Source organism: Acidovorax sp. A79, from assembly GCF_041154505.1.
Classification (GTDB): domain Bacteria; phylum Pseudomonadota; class Gammaproteobacteria; order Burkholderiales; family Burkholderiaceae_C; genus Acidovorax.
The window spans coordinates 984,389-1,002,500 of the sequence record NZ_AP028672.1 but is presented as its reverse complement, the minus strand read 5'-3'; the positions used below and the strand labels follow the sequence as shown (position 1 = coordinate 1,002,500).

Genomic DNA, 18,112 nt, shown 5'->3' with positions numbered 1-18,112 from the left:
TCGTAAAGGTTTAGTGCAGACCGTGCCGCTAGCAACAAGAATTTTTGATTGCGTCAAAACGAATATTCAAACCTAGTTTGAAATTCTTAAGTAATACGATGACAACTCGAAAGGGTTGAAGTTGTTTACGGCATAACGCGTCAGGTGAAAGACCTGGCAAGTCCTTGAAAGATTAGACGGCGGTGTTTCGCAAGAAACGTCAAAGTTATAGGGTCAAGTGACTAAGAGCATGTGGTGGATGCCTTGGCGATTACAGGCGACGAAAGACGTGATAGCCTGCGATAAGCTTCGGGGAGCTGGCAAATAAGCTTTGATCCGGAGATTTCTGAATGGGGAAACCCACCTCGCAAGAGGTATCGCATGATGAATACATAGTCATGCGAGGCGAACCGGGTGAACTGAAACATCTCAGTAGCTCGAGGAAAAGACATCAACCGAGATTCCGAAAGTAGTGGCGAGCGAAATCGGAAGAGCCTTCTATTGATAGCACGACTGTTAGCAAAACGGAATGGAAAGTCCGGCCATAGCAGGTGATAGCCCTGTATGCGAAAACAGACGTGTGGTACTAAGGTAGAGAAAAGTAGGGCGGGACACGAGAAATCCTGTCTGAATATGGGGGGACCATCCTCCAAGGCTAAATACTCGTAATCGACCGATAGTGAACCAGTACCGTGAGGGAAAGGCGAAAAGAACCCCGGGAGGGGAGTGAAATAGATCCTGAAACCGCATGCTTACAAAAAGTAGGAGCCCGCAAGGGTGACTGCGTACCTTTTGTATAATGGGTCAGCGACTTACATTCAGTGGCAAGGTTAACCGAATAGGGAAGCCGTAGAGAAATCGAGTCCGAATAGGGCGAATCAGTCGCTGGGTGTAGACCCGAAACCAAGTGATCTATCCATGGCCAGGATGAAGGTGCCGTAACAGGTACTGGAGGTCCGAACCGACTAGTGTTGCAAAACTAGCGGATGAGCTGTGGATAGGGGTGAAAGGCTAAACAAACTTGGAAATAGCTGGTTCTCTCCGAAAACTATTTAGGTAGTGCCTCAAGTATTACCGTCGGGGGTAGAGCACTGTTTAGGCTAGGGGGTCATGGCGACTTACCAAACCTATGCAAACTCCGAATACCGACGAGTACAGCTTGGGAGACAGAGCACCGGGTGCTAACGTCCGGACTCAAGAGGGAAACAACCCAGACCGCCAGCTAAGGTCCCTAAAATTGGCTAAGTGGGAAACGAAGTGGGAAGGCTAAAACAGTCAGGATGTTGGCTTAGAAGCAGCCATCATTTAAAGAAAGCGTAATAGCTCACTGATCGAGTCGTCCTGCGCGGAAGATGTAACGGGGCTAAGCCAGTTACCGAAGCTGCGGATTTGCAATTTATTGCAAGTGGTAGGAGAGCGTTCTGTAGGCCTGTGAAGGTGTCTGGTAACGGATGCTGGAGGTATCAGAAGTGCGAATGCTGACATGAGTAGCGTTAAAGGGGGTGAAAAGCCCCCTCGCCGTAAGCGCAAGGTTTTCTACGCAACGTTCATCGGCGTAGAGTGAGTCGGCCCCTAAGGCGAGGCAGAGATGCGTAGCTGATGGGAAACAGGTCAATATTCCTGTACCGATCAATAGTGCGATGTGGGGACGGAGAAGGTTAGCTCAGCCAACTGTTGGATATGTTGGTTCAAGCCTGTAGTCGTGCCTGGTAGGCAAATCCGCCGGGCTTAGATGAGGGGTGATAACGAGTCTGCTTGCAGACGAAGTGAGTGATACCCTGCTTCCAGGAAAAGCCACTAAGCTTCAGCTATTGACGACCGTACCGCAAACCGACACTGGTGCGCGAGATGAGTATTCTAAGGCGCTTGAGAGAACTCAGGAGAAGGAACTCGGCAAATTGATACCGTAACTTCGGGAGAAGGTATGCCCCAAGTAGGTGAACCTGTACAAGGCGAGCCCAACGGGGTTGCAAAAAATCGGTGGCTGCGACTGTTTAATAAAAACACAGCACTCTGCAAACACGAAAGTGGACGTATAGGGTGTGACGCCTGCCCGGTGCTGGAAGATTAAATGATGGGGTGCAAGCTCTTGATTGAAGTCCCAGTAAACGGCGGCCGTAACTATAACGGTCCTAAGGTAGCGAAATTCCTTGTCGGGTAAGTTCCGACCTGCACGAATGGCGTAACGATGGCCACACTGTCTCCTCCTGAGACTCAGCGAAGTTGAAATGTTTGTGATGATGCAATCTCCCCGCGGAAAGACGGAAAGACCCCATGAACCTTTACTGTAGCTTTGTATTGGACTTTGAACAGATCTGTGTAGGATAGGTGGGAGGCTTTGAAGTGAGGTCGCTAGATCTCATGGAGCCAACGTTGAAATACCACCCTGGTGTGTTTGAGGTTCTAACCTAGGTCCATTATCTGGATCGGGGACAGTGCATGGTAGGCAGTTTGACTGGGGCGGTCTCCTCCCAAAGCGTAACGGAGGAGTTCGAAGGTACGCTAGTTACGGTCGGACATCGTGACGATAGTGCAATGGCATAAGCGTGCTTAACTGCGAGACTGACAAGTCGAGCAGATGCGAAAGCAGGACATAGTGATCCGGTGGTTCTGTATGGAAGGGCCATCGCTCAACGGATAAAAGGTACTCTGGGGATAACAGGCTGATACCGCCCAAGAGTTCATATCGACGGCGGTGTTTGGCACCTCGATGTCGGCTCATCTCATCCTGGGGCTGTAGCCGGTCCCAAGGGTATGGCTGTTCGCCATTTAAAGAGGTACGTGAGCTGGGTTTAAAACGTCGTGAGACAGTTTGGTCCCTATCTTCCGTGGGCGCTGCAGATTTGAGGAAGCCTGCTCCTAGTACGAGAGGACCGGAGTGGACACACCTCTGGTGTATCGGTTGTCACGCCAGTGGCATTGCCGAGTAGCTAAGTGTGGAAGAGATAACCGCTGAAAGCATCTAAGCGGGAAACTCGTTTCAAGATGAGATCTGCCGGGGCCTTGAGCCCCCTAAAGAGTCGTTCAAGACCAGGACGTTGATAGGTCAGGTGTGGAAGCGCAGTAATGCGTTAAGCTAACTGATACTAATTGCTCGTGCGGCTTGACCCTATAACTTTGATAGCCAACACACGCAAGTGTGCAAAGCTCAAAGATTGTTATGCCAAGTTGACGCAGTCAAAAGACACAAAATCTGATTCCATACTCTATGAATTCGCCAGGCTGTTCCACGAACAGCCCAGCACCAAGTTATGCCTGATGACCATAGCAAGTTGGTACCACTCCTTCCCATCCCGAACAGGACAGTGAAACGACTTTGCGCCGATGATAGTGCGGGTTCCCGTGTGAAAGTAGGTCATCGTCAGGCTCTTACAGCCCAAACCGCCCTTCTGCTCTGCTGAGTAGAAGGGCGTTTTGCTTTGGGCCGCGCGCAAGCACGTTTACATTCAACTAGCTTCTATTTCTCCGCGTTATGCAGCTGCAAGATATTCTGTATTCCCAAGGCTTTGGCACCCGCCGTGTCTGCGCGGGGTTGGTACAGCAGGGCTGGGTATCGGTGCGCGAATCGTCGTCCGGCACCCAGGGTTACGAGCCGTGCACCGACGCGGCAGCCGAGCTGGAGCCGGAAGGGTTGATACTGCGCGTTCAGGGCGTCGATTGGCCTTATCACGCCAAAGCGTATGTGTTGCTGCACAAGCCCGCAGGCACCGAATGCTCTCAAAAGCCTTCGACTTACCCGAGCATCTATACCTTGCTGCCGCCCCCTTTGCGCCAGCGGCCTACGAAAAGTGCGGTTCAAGGGGTGCAGGCTGTGGGCCGGCTGGACCAGGACACCACAGGATTGCTGTTGCTGAGCGATGATGGACAGTTCATTCACCGGATGAGTTCGCCCAAGAAACATGTGGCCAAGGTGTACCAAGTCACCACGAAGCACCCCGTGGATGGCGGACAGATCGCAAAGCTGCTTGCAGGCGTGGTGCTCGACGACGATCCGAAACCGGTGAGGGCAGCGGCCTGCGAGCAAGTGGAGAGCCATCGGCTGGCCCTCACGCTGACAGAAGGAAAATACCACCAGGTCAAGCGCATGCTCGCTGCTGTTGGCAATCGCGTGGAGGGGCTGCATCGGTCACGCATCGGTGCGATGGAGTTGCCATCTGATCTGGCCCCCGGTGCGTGGAAATGGCTCAACCACGACGAACTGGATTTGCTTGCTCAATCCAATTGAGATGTAAGAGGAGGGGAGCGCACAGCAGCACTCTCGCGTGTATTCAGTGCTTGGCTGCTTGGAGAACATTCCAATGTGGGGGCTACTGATTGAGGGGGCTTGTAGCTGGAAGCACCTGAATCCGTGCCCTTTCGATGCCGAGCTTCTGGCCTTTCGAAGCCTGGTTTCTTGATCCAAGGCCGTTCTACATCAAGGATGTTACGTGTTCCTGTTCGGGGTATCCGCATGGGCGGCGCTACACTCGAATGCTGTGTTGAAAGTGGTTGTGTGAAGATTTTTTCGATTGCACGCGCATACCTTGCGCTGGGTGGGCTATGGATGTCGATGGGGGGCGTGCTGGCTGGAGCGCCTCCTTTGTTCGTGCTCAATTCCCTGGAAGCCAATGTCAGCGTCATTGACCCTGCGACCTGGACCGAGACCGTCCGCATTCCCACGGGCAAGGAGCCTCACCATCTCTATCTCACCCCCGATGAGAAGTCGATCATCGTGGCCAATGCGCTGGGTGATACGCTGACGTTCCTGGATCCGCGCACGGCACAGGTCCAACGCACCGTCCGCGGCATCGTGGACCCTTACCACTTGCGCTTTACACCGGACATGAAGTGGTTCATCACGGCGGCCAACCGGCTCAATCACGTGGACTTCTATCGCTGGGATGGCAAGGAACTGACTCTCGTCCAGCGCGTGGCCACATCCCGCACGCCAAGCCATTTGTGGATCGACAGCCGAAGTACCACGGTGTACTCCACGATGCAGGACAGCGACGAGCTGGTGGCCATCGACATCGCGACGCAGACGATCAAGTGGCGCATCAAAACAGGAGCCATGCCTGCGGATGTCTACGGCAGCGCAGACGACAAGCGCGTGTTCGTGGGCCTGACTGGCAGTGACAGCGTGGAGGTGTTCGACGTTTCCGGTCGCGAACCCGTGAGCATCAAGAAAATCAAGACGGGCAATGGGGCGCACGCTTTCCGCGCGGCGGGTGACGGACGGCATCTGTATGTCAGCAACCGCGTGGCCAACTCCATCAGCAAGATCGACATGACGACCCAGCAGGTGGTCGAGTCCTACCCTGTTCCCGGGGGGCCCGACTGCATGGAGGTGTCCGCCGATGGCCGTTTCATCTATGTCAGTTCCCGCTGGGCGCGCAAGCTGTCCGTGGTGGATACTGAAACGAAGAAGGTCGTGCGGCAGGTCACGGTGGGCAAGTCTCCCCACGGCGTATGGACGCTGCAGCACGCGCCGCGCTGAACGGCGGGGCTGGCCGTAGCCGGCTTTCCCGGGGTTGGGGGCAGCTTGCCCGCGGGATCAGGGGTGCTATATTTCTTATAGCACTTGGCGCATGCATATCGGGCGCCAATGCCCAAAACGACTGTAAAACTCCTGTTTACCTCACCTTTGACACGGGCCACATGGCCGTGGCGCCCCTGGTCGCGGAGGTTCTCGCGCGCCAGCAGGTGCGCGTGACGTTCTTTGCCGCCAATGAGCGGACCCAGAAAGGCGATGGCAGCCTGGGCGCCCACTGGGCTTCGTGGTGGCGCGCACGCGCGGCAGAAGGGCATGAGTTTGCCTCGCACACCTGGGACCACACGTACTGGCGCGCCGACCTTGGCACGGTAGAAAACCCTTCGTTCCGCGTGCGTCCCTCGGCAGGGCCTCGAGAGGGGCAGGATTTCGTACTGACGGCCGCCGGGTATTGCGAAGAGATCGCCCGGGCCGCGGACCGGTTGCAGGTGCTGACGGGCAAGACTCCCCTGCCTCTGTTTCGCGCGCCGGGGGGCAAGACATCGCCACGGCTGCTCGCCAGTGCGCGCGCATGCGGCTTCACGCATGTGGGATGGTCCCCGGCGGGGTTCCTGGGAGACGAATTGCCCAGTGAGAAGGCTAGCAACGCCGCGCTCTTGCACAAGGCCTTGCGCGAGGTGCGCAGTGGCGACATCCTGCTGGCCCACCTGGGCATCTGGTCGCGCAAGGACCCGTGGGCGCCGGCGGTGCTGGAGCCGCTGATCGTGGGCCTCAAGGAGCGGGGGTTTTGCTTTCGCACATTGCGCGAGCATCCTGACTATGCGCCTGTGAAGGGGCGCTGAGATCATGGCGGCGGGGATTGTTTGGGTTGTGCACGGCCGCCGCCTGAGCGCAGGCGGGGCCGGCGGTACGGAGGGAGCGTGACGCGATGGGGTGGCTAGGCAACGGATTTGATGCGGTTCAGCAATGGCTTTTTGAAAGCCTGTTGCAGCCAGCGATGTTCGCCATGGGACTGGGGAACCAGCTTGAAAGCGGCTACGAGGCCGCGGGCTGGATACTGGTGGGTCTTTTGCAGCTCGTGGTGATCGCCGCGGTGATTGGCCCGCTGCAGCGCTGGCGGCCGGTGGAGGCCGTGACCGACCGGGCGACGATCCGCACCGACATTCTCTACACGCTGATTCACCGGCTGGGCCTGTTCCGGCTGGGCCTGTTCCTGGCGGTGGACCCGCTGGCGGATTCGTTCTTCGGCGCCTTGCGGGTGGCGGGCATCAGCACATTCCAGCTCGATGGCCTCTGGCCCGGTATCACCGATGTACCCTGGGTCAGCCTGTTGCTGTATCTGGTGGTGTTCGATTTCGTGGACTACTGGATTCACCGGGGGCAGCACCATTTTGAATGGTGGTGGCGCCTTCATTCCCTGCACCATGCGCAGCGCCAGATGACCATGTGGAGCGACAACCGCAACCACCTGCTCGATGACCTGCTGCGCGACACGATTCTCGTGGTGGTGGCGCAACTCATCGGGGTCGCGCCGGGGCAGTTCATCGCCATCGTCGCCATCACGCAGCTCAGCGAGAGCTTTCAGCATGCCAACGTACGCCTGTGGTTTGGCCGCTGGGGCGAGCGGCTGTGGGTGAGCCCGCGCTTTCACCGCCTGCACCACAGCATTGGGATCGGCCATGAAACCATCAAGCCGCTGCCGGGTGAGGGGGCGAGCGCGGGGCGCGCAAGGTATCGCACCGTCCTGGGCGGCCACAACTTCGGAGTGCTGCTGCCCTGGTGGGACATTCTGATGCGCACCGCCAATTTCGAGCTGCGCTTCGATCCGACGGGTGTGCGCGACCAGGTGGAAGCGGGGCCGACCGGGCAGGTGCGGGACTACGGCAAGGGTTTCTGGTCGCAGCAATGGCGTGGCTTGCTGCGGCTGCTCGGCAAGGCTTGAAAGCCCCTGCGGACGGCCAAGACGGTATGCTTGCCGGCATGGGACTTCTGTTTGATTCTTTCTGGCGCGCCGCTGCCTACTGCCTGCGCCCGCGTGTGATTGCCCTGTCCGTGCTGCCGCTCGTGCTGATGGTGGCGCTGGCGCTGGGCTTGGGGTACTTCTACTGGGACGGCGCCGTGCGGGGAATGCGCGCACTGCTGGACGCATCCGCCCTCCTGGCCAGCTTCTGGAGCTGGCTGCAGGGCTGGGGGTTGGGAGATGTCACTTCGGTGGTGGCGCCACTGATGGTGATCCTGGCGGTGGCTCCCGCGCTGGTGGTGGTTTCCCTGTTGGTGGTGGCGGTGCTCATGACGCCTGCACTGGTGGCGCTGGTGGCCGACCGGCGCTTTCCGGCCCTGGAGCGCAAGAAGGGCGGCTCCTTCATCGCCAGCGTGGTGTGGTCGGTCAGTTCCACGTTGCTGGCATTGATCGCCCTGGTGGTGTCGGTGCCCCTGTGGCTGGTGCCGCCGCTGGTGCTCATCCTGCCGCCCTTGATCTGGGGGTGGCTTACTTACCGGGTGATGGCTTTCGATGCCTTGGCCGACCATGCCAGCAAGGAGGAGCGGCAGGCTATTTTTCGCCGCCACCGCAGCAGCCTGCTGGGCATTGGCATCCTGACGGGCTACCTCGGCGCTGCGCCCAGCATCGTATGGGCCTCGGGGGTGGTGTTTGCAGCGGCCTTTTTCATCCTGGTGCCGTTGGCGATCTGGATCTACACCCTCGTTTTCGCATTTTCATCGCTGTGGTTCGCGCACTACTGCCTGGCCGCGCTGGCACGCCTGCGGCAAGAGGCTGCGGGGCCGGTGGCCGCTGAGGCGCCCCCGATCCTTGCGCCGGCGAAGGAGCTGGCGCGCGGACCGGACGCCAGTGCCGAGTCGCCTCCTGCTGCCGCAGCCCCGGCGGCACTCGCAGCGCCTCCGACGCCATCTCCCATCCACGGAACCCCTTCCCCATGACTCCCTCTTTCGGCCTGATCATCGTGGGCGATGAAATCCTGTCGGGCAAGCGCGCCGACAAGCACATGCCCAAAGTCATCGAACTGCTCTCGGCTCGCGGCCTGTCGCTGTCGTATGCGGACTACGTCGGGGACAGCCCGGACCGCATCACCGCGACACTGCGGCGGGCCTTTGCCTCGGGCGATGTAGTCTTCTCCTGCGGAGGCATCGGTGCGACGCCCGATGACCACACCCGCCAATGCGCGGCAGGTGCCCTGGGCCGTGAGCTGGCTCTGCATGCCGAGGCCGAGGCGTTGATCCGCGAACGCATGCAGGACGTGGCGCGGGAGCAAGGTGTGCCATACGAAGCCGAGCGGCCGGACAATGTGCACCGGCTCAACATGGGCGTCTTTCCCGCAGGCGCCCGCATCATCCCCAATCCCTACAACAAGATTCCCGGCTTCAGCTGCGAGGGCGCTGGCGGCGGTGCCGTCCATTTCGTGCCCGGATTCCCGGTCATGGCCTGGCCCATGATCGAATGGGTGCTCGACCACCACTATGCAGACCTGTTCAACCGTGCTCCCCAGGTCGAGCAGTCGGTGGTGGTCTATGGCGCCATGGAGGCAGCATTGACACCTCTCATGGAGCGCATAGAAAAATCGCACCCCGAGGTCCGGGTGTTCAGCTTACCCAGCGTGGATCATCCACAATACGGGCGGCACATCGAACTGGGCGTCAAAGGTCCTGCTCCCTTGGTCCCGGCCGCCTGGCAGGATCTCAAGACGGGATTGCACGGTTTTGGTGCGGAGTGTGGCCCTGAATTGGTGCGCAATTTGTAATGCTTGGTGTTGATCGTTGTTGCGCACCTTGTTGGTGCAATCTTGCAAATGTCCTATCGGCCTGCAGTCCGTAGTGCTCCTTCATAGTGCGGCGGCTGCACCCAGCTGGCACGCAAACTGCTTTTATTTCCACAAATTCTTTTTTCAACAAGCGCTTTACCCAGGAGAACCTGATGGCCAAGACCGTTGCAGACGTGATGAAGATGGTGAAGGAGAACGAAGTCAAGTTCGTTGACTTCCGTTTTACCGATACCCGGGGCAAGGAACAGCACGTGACCGTGCCGGTGTCCCACTTCGATGAAGACAAGTTCACGTCCGGCCACGCATTCGACGGTTCGTCCGTGGCTGGCTGGAAGGGCATTGAAGCCTCGGACATGCAGCTCATGCCCGACCCCAGCACCGCCAACATCGACCCCTTCTTCGAAGAAACCACGCTGTTCCTGCAGTGCGACGTGATCGAACCCGGTGACGGCAAGGCCTACGACCGCGACCCACGCTCCATCGCCAAGCGCGCTGAAGCCTACCTGAAGGCCTCCGGCCTGGGCGACACGGCCTTCTTCGGTCCCGAGCCAGAATTCTTCATCTTCGACGGCGTGCGCTGGTCCAACGAACCCGGCAAGGTCATGTTCGAGATCGAAGAGTACGAAGCCCCCTGGAACTCGGGCGCCAAGCTCGAAGGCGGCAACCGCGGCCACCGTCCCACCGTCAAGGGCGGCTACTTCCCCGTGCCTCCTGTCGACAGCACGCAGGACATGCGCGCCGAAATGTCCTTGATCCTCGAATCCCTGGGCATCCCGGTCGAAGTGTTCCACCACGAAGTGGCGGGCGCTGGCCAGAACGAAATCGGCACGCGCTTCAGCACGCTGGTCGAGCGCGCTGACTGGACCCAGGTCCTGAAGTACGTGGTCTGGAACGTGGCCAACGCCTACGGCAAGACGGCTACCTTCATGCCCAAGCCCTACGCTGGCGACAATGGCTCCGGCATGCACGTGCACCAGTCCATCTGGAAGGATGGCAAGAACCTGTTCGCGGGCGACGGCTATGCCGGCCTGTCGGACTTCGCGCTGTACTACATCGGCGGCATCATCAAGCACGCACGTGCCCTGAACGCCATCACCAACCCCGGCACGAACTCGTACAAGCGCCTGGTGCCCGGCTTCGAGGCCCCTGTGAAGCTGGCCTACTCGGCCCGCAACCGCTCGGCCTCGATCCGCATTCCTTACGTCGCCAACCCCAAGGGCCGCCGCATCGAAGCGCGCTTCCCCGATCCATCGGCCAACCCTTACCTGGCCTTCTCGGCCCTGATGATGGCCGGCCTGGACGGCGTGGAAAACAAGATCCATCCGGGCGAAGCCGCCACGAAGGACCTGTACCATCTGCCACCCGAAGAAGACAAGCTGGTGCCCACCGTCTGCCACAGCCTGGACCAGGCCCTGGAGTATCTGGACAAGGACCGTGGTTTCCTTACCAAGGGCGGCGTCTTTACCGACTCCATGCTCGACGCGTACATCGAGCTCAAGATGGGCGAAGTCACGCGTTTCCGCATGGCGCCTCACCCTGTCGAGTACGACATGTACTACTCGCTGTAATCGCCTCCCTGCAGGCTGTTGCTCACCAAAAAGGCGGCCAAGGCCGCCTTTTTTCATGGGGCCGGAGAGGCTGGTGAAACCAATCCCGGGGCCGTTGCATCCATGTACAAAGCCCTGCGAGGGCCTGCTGGTGTTGGATTGGCGATGCATGGTGATTGGTGGATACTCCCCTGACCCCTGCATGGCAGTGCGAGGAAACCGAATGAAGAAAACGCTCATCACCCTGTTACTCATCGCCGCGACGGCACCGGCCGCGTGGGCGCAAGACCGCATCTACCGCTGTGGCAACGAATACACCAACAACGCCGCCCAGGCCAAGGAGCGGGGATGCAAGCTGGTGGAAGGCGGCAATGTCACCGTCGTGCAGGGCACCCGGCCGGCGTCGGCGGCCCCGGCGCCCTCGGGCGGCGGCACGCCTGCGGCAACGGCGGCACCTTCCAATGCACCCCGGGCCAACAGCAACGACCAGAAAGCGCGCGATGCCGATGCGCGGGCCATTCTCGAATCCGAACTGCGCAAGGCCGAGGCCCGCCATGCCGAGCTGGTGAAGGAATACAACGGCGGCGCCCCAGAGCGCAATGCCCTCGATTTGCGCAACCCCCAGCGCTACATGGAACGCACGGCGGAGCTCAAGGCCAACGTGGCCCGCAGCGAAAGCGACATTGCCGGCATCAAGCGCGAGATCGCACGCCTGCCGCCCGCCAACTAAGTCACCTTCCTTTTTTCTTGCATGGCACGCGTGTGAGCTCTTCGCCCTTTCCCGACACCCCAGCCACCGACACAGGGCGATTCCATTCGCTGGATCTGATGTCGACCCTGGTGGCCGTGCTGCGCGCCGATGGCGCCGTGCAATTTGCCAATGCGGCACTGGAAAACACGCTCGGCCTCTCGCGCCGCACCCTGGAAGGCGTGGACTTCTCCACCTTTTTCACCGATCCCGCGTTGCTGCAGACCGCGCTGGCAGGTGCCCGGGGCAAGGACTTTGCCGCCTTGCGGTATGAGGCGAGCCTCAAGCGCCTGCACCAGGACCCTGTGCCCGTGCATGTGAACGTTGCCGACGCCGAGCAGGTGGGCGAGATCCTCGTCGAGCTGTGGCCGCTGGAGCAGCAGGCGCGGCAGGACCGCGAGGAGCGCCTGCTCGACCAGGCCCAGGCCAACAAGGAGCTCATCCGCAACCTGGCCCACGAGATCAAGAACCCCCTGGGCGGCATCCGTGGTGCCGCCCAGCTGCTGGAGATGGAGCTCGAGAGCCGCGAGCTCACCGAGTACACCCAGGTCATCATCCACGAGGCCGACCGCCTGCAAAGCCTGGTGGACCGGCTGCTTGCGCCACACCGCCACCCGCACCTGGTGGGCGACGTGAACATCCACGAAGTGTGCGAGCGCGTGCGCTCGCTGGTGCTGGTGGAGTACCCGCAGGGGTTGCGCGTGCAGCGCGACTACGACACCTCGATCCCAGAATTCCGCGGCGACCGCGCCCAGCTCATCCAGGCGCTGTTGAACATTGTGCAGAACGCGGCCCAGGCGCTGACCGATCGCATCGCGGCCGGCGACGCGGTCATCACCCTGCGCACCCGTGTGGCCCGACAAGTAACGTTTGGTCGCCAGCGCTACCGGCTGGCACTGGAATTGCATGTCATCGACAACGGACCGGGCGTGCCCGACACGATCAAGGAGCGTATTTTTTACCCTCTGGTGTCGGGTCGGGATGGCGGGTCAGGGCTGGGGCTCACGTTGGCGCAAACCTTCGTGCAGCGCCATCATGGGTTGATCGAATGCGACAGCGTGCCGGGTCGCACCGACTTCCGCATCCTGATTCCCTTGCCTTGAAAGCGCACGATGGTCCCTGACACGCAACCACAGGGAAGGTAAGAAAAACATATGAAGCCGATCTGGATAGTAGATGACGACCCCTCGATCCGCTTCGTCCTGGAAAAGGCGCTGGCGCGCGAAAACCTGCCCACGCGCAGCTTCACGCACCCGCGCGAGGTGCTCGATGCGCTGGCCGACATCACCGCTGGCGACCCCGCGCGCCAAGGGCCCCAGGTCCTGGTGAGCGACATCCGCATGCCCGGCGGCTCGGGCCTGCAGTTGCTGGAAAAGGTGCGCGAACTGCAGCCTGGGCTGCCCGTCATCATCATGACGGCGTACTCCGACCTGGACAGTGCCGTATCCGCCTTCCAGCGCGGCGCCTTCGAGTATCTGCCCAAGCCTTTCGACCTGCCCAAGGCGGTGGAGCTGATCCGCCGGGCGGTGGAGGAAAGCCAGCGCGAAGAGGTGACGGAAGAGCGCCAGGCCGAGACGCCCGAGATGCTCGGGCAGGCGCCCGCGATGCAGGACGTGTTCCGCGCTATCGGCCGCCTCTCCCAGAGCCAGGTCACCGTGCTCATCACGGGCGAATCGGGTTCGGGCAAGGAGCTGGTGGCGCGCGCGCTGCACAAGCATTCGCCGGTCGCCGACGGGCCCTTCGTGGCCATCAACACCGCCGCCATCCCCAAGGATCTGCTCGAGTCCGAGCTCTTCGGCCACGAGCGCGGCGCCTTCACGGGCGCGCAGACGCAGCGGCGCGGCCGCTTCGAGCAGGCCGAGGGCGGCACCCTGTTCCTCGATGAAATCGGCGACATGCCCTTCGACCTGCAGACGCGCCTGTTGCGCGTGCTGTCGGACGGCCAGTTCTACCGCGTCGGTGGCCATGCGGCCGTGAAGGCCCACGTGCGCGTGATTGCCGCGACCCACCAGGACCTGGAAAAGCGCGTGAAGGAAGGAGGCTTCCGCGAGGACCTTTTCCACCGCCTCAACGTCATCCGCCTTCGCCTTCCTGCGCTGCGCGAGCGGCATGAGGATGTGCCCGTGCTCACGCGCCACTTCCTGCAGCAAAGCGCGCGGCAACTGGGGGTGGAGCCCAAGCGCATTGCAGATTCGGCCCTCGCGCGGCTCGAGCAGTTTGCCTTTCCGGGCAATGTGCGGCAGCTGGAGAACATCTGCCACTGGCTCACTGTAATGGCACCTGCCCAGGTCATTTCCCTGCAGGACCTGCCGCCCGAAGTGCTGGAAGCCCCCGTCCATCAACCCGTGCCGCGTGCAGGCGCCACCACCGAGCCTGCCGCGCAGCAGCTGCAGCCTTCCGCCGGTACGCCTCCTCTCCCGCATGCGGGCCCCGTGGCCGCTGTGCCGGCTGAGCGCGTGGGTGGACTGCACCCGCCCGTGGCCCCGGCCATTGCGCCAGTCAGCGTGGCCCCCGGGGCGGCCGCCTGGCCGGTGGTTCCGGATGTGTCCGCGGCGCCGGTTGCGGCCCCAGTCGGCCACGGCTGGGAACAGGCGCTGGAGACCGAAGCGCAGAAACTGCTCGCGGGTGGCCAGCCCGAGGTGTGGGATGCCCTGACGCGGCGATTCGAGTCACGGCTCATCCGCACCGCGCTCACCGCCACGCATGGCCGCCGCATGGAGGCCGCCCAGCGCCTGGGCATTGGCCGCAACACCATCACGCGCAAGATCCAGGAGCTGGGCCTGGATGCGCCAGATGAAGGGTGAAATTGGCCTGCAGCGCTTTATTTTCAAGCGCTGTATGCTATTAAAAATATAGCGTATTGGTGTGGCTGCGCCTCTTGCAGAAAGGCGCCGGACGGTTCGCATCGCCCCAGCCTGTGGCGAGGGCGTGGCGTGCTGGTCGGTGTCCTACAAGCAAGCACTCCATGGACCGACCCGGGGCGGCGGGGGTGAATCCAACAATGAACTCACTGTCAACCAACCGGAGAGCTTCTATGTCGGATTTCAACGATGCCAACCGTGACCCCTTGACCAACGAGCCGGGCGCCCATCCCGTCGGCACCGGCGTGGGGGCCGCGATGGGTGGGGCGGCCGCTGGGGCGGCTGCGGGTGCCTTTGGCGGCCCCGTGGGGGCAGCCATTGGCGGTGTGGCGGGCGCCGTGGCCGGCGGCCTGGCTGGCAAGGCTGCCGCCGAGGCGGTCAACCCCACGGATGAAGACGCCTACTGGCGCGAACGCTACCACCGCGAGCCCTACTACGTGGGTGGCCGCACGTACGACCAATACCGCCCTGCCTACGAACTGGGCTGGTCTTCCGTAAACCGCTACGAAGGCGACTTTGAGGCCGTCGAACCCCGCCTGGCGGACGACTGGCGTGCCCGCCATTCGGACGGCCTGGCCTGGACGGATGCCCGTCCTGCCGCCCGCGCCGCGTGGGACCGCGTATCCAGCGCCCGCATCAACAACGAGCTTCCGCTGGACGTGGCGGACAACGAAGACACGGTGGACGTTCTCAACGATCTGCTGGAATCGGCGCGCGACGGGGAGTATGGTTTCACCGCCTGTGCCGAGCGCGCCAATTCGGCGCAACTCAAGGGGGTGTTCCAGCGCCATGCGCGGGAATGCGCCGCCGCCGCCACCGAGCTGGAAAGCGAAGTCCGCCGCCTGGGTGGCGAGCCGGCCTCGGGCGGTACCGTGGCCGGGGCTTTGCACCGGGGCTGGGTGTCGGTCAAGTCGGCGCTGTCCATCAACGATGACAAGGCGGTGCTGCAAGAGTGCGAGCGCGGCGAGGACGCTGCCGTGGCGCGCTACCGCAAGGCCTTGAAGTCGGCATTGCCCGCTGATGTACGGGCCCTGGTGGAACGCCAGTCCCAAGGGGCGCAGCGCAACCATGATGAAGTGCGTGGCCTGCGCGATTCGTACTCGAACACCTGATCGGATCCTATCGGACGGCTGCACCCCCGGGCTCCGGCCCGTGGCGCATGCAAGGGCCGCCGGCGGGGCCCATGGCGCGTCTTTTGCCCGTGCATGAACCAGCAAAGGCTGCAAGGAGAAATCCTTGCAGCCTTTGTGTTGTGGCCTGCCCGGCGTGCCGGCAGCAGCGCAGCCGCCTTGCCAACACGTCACGCCATCGTGAGCACCACCGGTGCATGGTCGCTGGGCTGGGGGTTCTTGCGCGGAGCGCGGTCCACCACGCACGCCGTCACCGTCGGGCGCAGGGCCTCGCTCACCAGGATGTGATCGATGCGCAGGCCCCGGTTCTTCTGGAAGCCCAGCATGCGGTAGTCCCACCACGAATAGGTTTTTTCAGGTTGCTCGAACATGCGGAAGGTATCGGTCAGGCCGAGCGCAACCAAATCCTGGAAGTGCTGGCGCTCTTCCACAGTGTGGTGGATCGTGTCCTTCAGGCCCACCGGGTCGAATGAGTCGCGGTCTTCCGGCGCGACGTTGAAGTCGCCCAGCAGCGCCAGCCGCGGGTGGGCCCGCAACTCCTCGCGCAGCCAACGGTGCAGCGCCGTAAGCCACAGCATCTTGTACGCGAACTTTTCCGTGCCAGGGGCCTGTCCATTGACGAAATAACAGTTGACCAGCCGCAATGCGCCGGAGGGGGTGTCCACCGTGGCGGCGATGACGCGGGCCTGTTCGTCCGTGTGGCCCGGGATGTTGCGCACCACGTCCCGCAGGGGATGCCGGCTCAGGATGGCCACGCCGTTGTAGGTCTTCTGGCCGAAGGTCACCGCTTCGTAACCCGCCTCCTTCAGCACGTCGTGCGGGAATTTGTCGTCGGTCAGCTTGAGTTCCTGCAGGCACAGGGCATCCACCGGATTGGCCTCCAGCCAGGCCAGCACCTGGGGCAGGCGCACCGACAGGGAATTCACGTTCCAGGTGGCTATTTGCATTGATGAATAATCCTTTTATAAATCAATAGCTTGATGTTGCATATTCTGGGTTGCATGGTGTAGCTACCCGGCTAGCTACCCAGAATTCAAGCGCTTGAAAATACCGCGCAGTGGCGGAATCCTACCCAGCATTGTCGGCCCCGTGGGACTCCAGATTGTCGGTGAGGCTTTGCGCCGTGATGCGGCTGGCACGCTTGCCGACCTTGACCAGTTTCAGGTGCTTGTCCTTCACCAGCCGGTAGATGGTCGCCCGGGACACATCGAGCTTTCGGCGGGGCGGTTGATTTGGCAGGCAAGGGGGATTGAGTCGGCGTCATGTTGTCCTCTCGTTGCGCGCCTGCTCAGCGCGGCCGTACTTCTTCGCCACTGAGGAGCCGGCGACTGCATAGTTGAGCCTGCCCGGGTAGACCAGCGCCGGCTCAGGCTCAGACTTCCAGGTGCAGAGAACCCGTCGGTGCCGATCGCCGCTCGCTGCTTGGCACGGAACTGGACGGCATCCCAGACCGGGGGCCGGGCACCTGGCTGGTCAGCTGTGGGATCGCCGTGGTGCCCGAGAAAGATGGACCCGAAACGCGGGTGCATCTCGACTTCTATTCCTTGCCGCTGGCGTCGCGGATCTTGTGGTCGGGGCCGCTGTAGGAGATGTGGATGATCTTCATGGGGCTCGCATTTCGTTCAGGTGGCGCGCTGATGCGGCTTCAATGGTCTGAACCACGGCCACCTCGTGCTTGAGCTTTGGAACAAGGCCCAGGCTCTGGAGGTTCGGGAGCACAGCGTCTTCGCCTGCGCGCACCTGGGCGGTACGGACCTGCTGGATGAGGCTGTTCATCGCAGTGCCCCCATGGAGCGGAAGTTCTGCTGCTGGTCCATCAGCGCGCGGTCCTGGCGGCGCTGGTCTTCGGCTCTCTGGCGGGCTTCGGTCTGGGCCACCGCTTTGCGCTCTGCAGCGGTCCAGGGGAGGTGCGGGCGCAGGAACGCCTGCACCGTCTCGTTGACGTTGTTCATAGGAATCTCCGAGGGGGAAGGAATTCCGGCCTGGTGGCGGCCAATGGGGAAGAAAGAACCGCTGCCCTTGCGGGGTGTCCCGGGGGAACTTAGAAGGGAGCGAGGAGACTCCCCGGCGCGGTCGAAAAAAAGCCCGCGCGTGGCGGGCTGAAATCAGGATTCGGTTTGGCTGAACGGGGCTAGCACAACTGCTGCTCGCACGGAATGCCGTCGTTGTCCCCGTCCATCTTGGTGTTGGGGCAGTTCTTTAGAAAGAAAGTCGCCTCATCACAGGACGACATCTGGGAGCAATGGGTTCTGCCGTCACACCGGTACTGAGGAGTGCTGGAAACGCTGCGTGCAACGTCAACAGTTCGGGGCCTTGGGGATTCGCTCAATGGAGGGGGCGCGCTGATGTCGCTTGGCGGCTTGCTCTGCTCGTGCTTGTGAATGAGGTAGCCCATGAGTGCGACCACCGCAACCATCATCACCATGAAAGCCTTTGCCATACGTCCCTCCGTCGTTGGGACAATGATAAGAAGGGCAGGGCTTCCACCTGCGGCGCACACGGCCAGGAATCCCCCGGCCCGCTCTGCTGGATGCCGCAGTTTTCGTACTTACCAGCGGAAATACCTCATGACCGATCAGCGGCTTCGTGATGATGGCGAAA

Annotated in this window: 16 protein-coding genes and 2 rRNA genes; 13 read left to right on the top strand and 5 right to left on the bottom strand. The window is 61.6% G+C overall.

The features are described 5' to 3' along the window. Positions 1–211 precede the first annotated feature (211 nt). The 13 genes from ACAM51_RS04565 (at position 212) to ACAM51_RS04505 (ending at position 15,493) form a co-directional block, all read left to right on the top strand. Positions 212–3,090 (top strand): 23S ribosomal RNA (locus ACAM51_RS04565). Between the two features lie 143 nt (positions 3,091–3,233). Beyond that, a 5S ribosomal RNA gene (gene rrf / locus ACAM51_RS04560) occupies positions 3,234–3,346 on the top strand. 105 nt (positions 3,347–3,451) lie between these two features. After that, positions 3,452–4,204 (top strand): 16S rRNA pseudouridine(516) synthase, encoded by a 753-nt coding sequence (locus tag ACAM51_RS04555; RefSeq protein ID WP_369642848.1) that lies wholly within the window; start codon positions 3,452–3,454, stop codon positions 4,202–4,204. A gap of 267 nt (positions 4,205–4,471) precedes the next feature. Continuing rightward, positions 4,472–5,455: a YncE family protein gene (locus ACAM51_RS04550; RefSeq protein ID WP_218341545.1), complete on the top strand. Its 984-nt coding sequence runs from the start codon at positions 4,472–4,474 to the stop codon at positions 5,453–5,455. Beyond that, entirely contained in the window at positions 5,428–6,291 is an 864-nt protein-coding gene (locus ACAM51_RS04545; RefSeq protein WP_369642847.1) for a polysaccharide deacetylase family protein, read from the top strand. The genes ACAM51_RS04550 and ACAM51_RS04545 overlap by 28 nt, the downstream gene beginning before the upstream one ends. 86 nt (positions 6,292–6,377) lie before the next feature. Next, a complete protein-coding gene (locus ACAM51_RS04540; protein WP_369642846.1) occupies positions 6,378–7,391 on the top strand; it encodes a sterol desaturase family protein in 1,014 nt (337 codons plus the stop codon). Between the two features lie 38 nt (positions 7,392–7,429). Then, positions 7,430–8,386, top strand: coding sequence for an EI24 domain-containing protein (locus tag ACAM51_RS04535; RefSeq protein WP_369642845.1), 957 nt, complete (start codon positions 7,430–7,432; stop codon positions 8,384–8,386). After that, positions 8,383–9,204, top strand: coding sequence for a competence/damage-inducible protein A (locus tag ACAM51_RS04530; RefSeq protein ID WP_369642844.1), 822 nt, complete (start codon positions 8,383–8,385; stop codon positions 9,202–9,204). Before ACAM51_RS04535 ends, ACAM51_RS04530 begins: the two co-directional genes overlap by 4 nt. 173 nt (positions 9,205–9,377) lie before the next feature. Then, the gene (gene glnA, locus ACAM51_RS04525) at positions 9,378–10,793 is read left to right on the top strand and encodes a type I glutamate--ammonia ligase (protein WP_218297751.1); all 1,416 of its coding nucleotides are present in this window, start codon (positions 9,378–9,380) and stop codon (positions 10,791–10,793) included. 202 nt (positions 10,794–10,995) lie between these two features. Further along, on the top strand, positions 10,996–11,502 hold the full coding sequence (locus tag ACAM51_RS04520) for a hypothetical protein (RefSeq protein WP_218297750.1): 507 nt from the start codon (positions 10,996–10,998) through the stop codon (positions 11,500–11,502). 98 nt (positions 11,503–11,600) lie between these two features. Then, entirely contained in the window at positions 11,601–12,623 is a 1,023-nt protein-coding gene (gene glnL, locus ACAM51_RS04515) for a nitrogen regulation protein NR(II) (RefSeq protein WP_218297761.1), read from the top strand. Positions 12,624–12,674: 51 nt separating this feature from the next. Continuing rightward, complete coding sequence (ntrC, locus tag ACAM51_RS04510) at positions 12,675–14,324, top strand: nitrogen regulation protein NR(I) (RefSeq protein ID WP_369642843.1); 1,650 nt, start codon at positions 12,675–12,677, stop codon at positions 14,322–14,324. A gap of 230 nt (positions 14,325–14,554) precedes the next feature. Next, positions 14,555–15,493, top strand: coding sequence for a PA2169 family four-helix-bundle protein (locus tag ACAM51_RS04505; protein WP_369642842.1), 939 nt, complete (start codon positions 14,555–14,557; stop codon positions 15,491–15,493). A 188-nt stretch (positions 15,494–15,681) separates the two neighbouring features. Here the strand turns inward: ACAM51_RS04505 and ACAM51_RS04500 are convergent, their stop codons facing one another. From ACAM51_RS04500 to ACAM51_RS04480, 5 genes are all read right to left on the bottom strand, one after another. Then, positions 15,682–16,458 (bottom strand): exodeoxyribonuclease III, encoded by a 777-nt coding sequence (locus ACAM51_RS04500; protein ID WP_369642841.1) that lies wholly within the window; start codon positions 16,456–16,458, stop codon positions 15,682–15,684. Positions 16,459–16,579: 121 nt separating this feature from the next. Next, entirely contained in the window at positions 16,580–16,717 is a 138-nt protein-coding gene (locus tag ACAM51_RS04495) for a hypothetical protein (RefSeq protein ID WP_369642840.1), read from the bottom strand. Between the two features lie 396 nt (positions 16,718–17,113). Further along, a complete protein-coding gene (locus tag ACAM51_RS04490) occupies positions 17,114–17,287 on the bottom strand; it encodes a hypothetical protein (RefSeq protein WP_369642839.1) in 174 nt (57 codons plus the stop codon). Further along, positions 17,284–17,463: a hypothetical protein gene (locus tag ACAM51_RS04485; RefSeq protein ID WP_369642838.1), complete on the bottom strand. Its 180-nt coding sequence runs from the start codon at positions 17,461–17,463 to the stop codon at positions 17,284–17,286. The genes ACAM51_RS04490 and ACAM51_RS04485 overlap by 4 nt, the downstream gene beginning before the upstream one ends. Positions 17,464–17,642: 179 nt before the next feature. Next, the gene (locus tag ACAM51_RS04480; RefSeq protein WP_369642837.1) at positions 17,643–17,951 is read right to left on the bottom strand and encodes an excalibur calcium-binding domain-containing protein; all 309 of its coding nucleotides are present in this window, start codon (positions 17,949–17,951) and stop codon (positions 17,643–17,645) included. Positions 17,952–18,112: the final 161 nt, after the last annotated feature.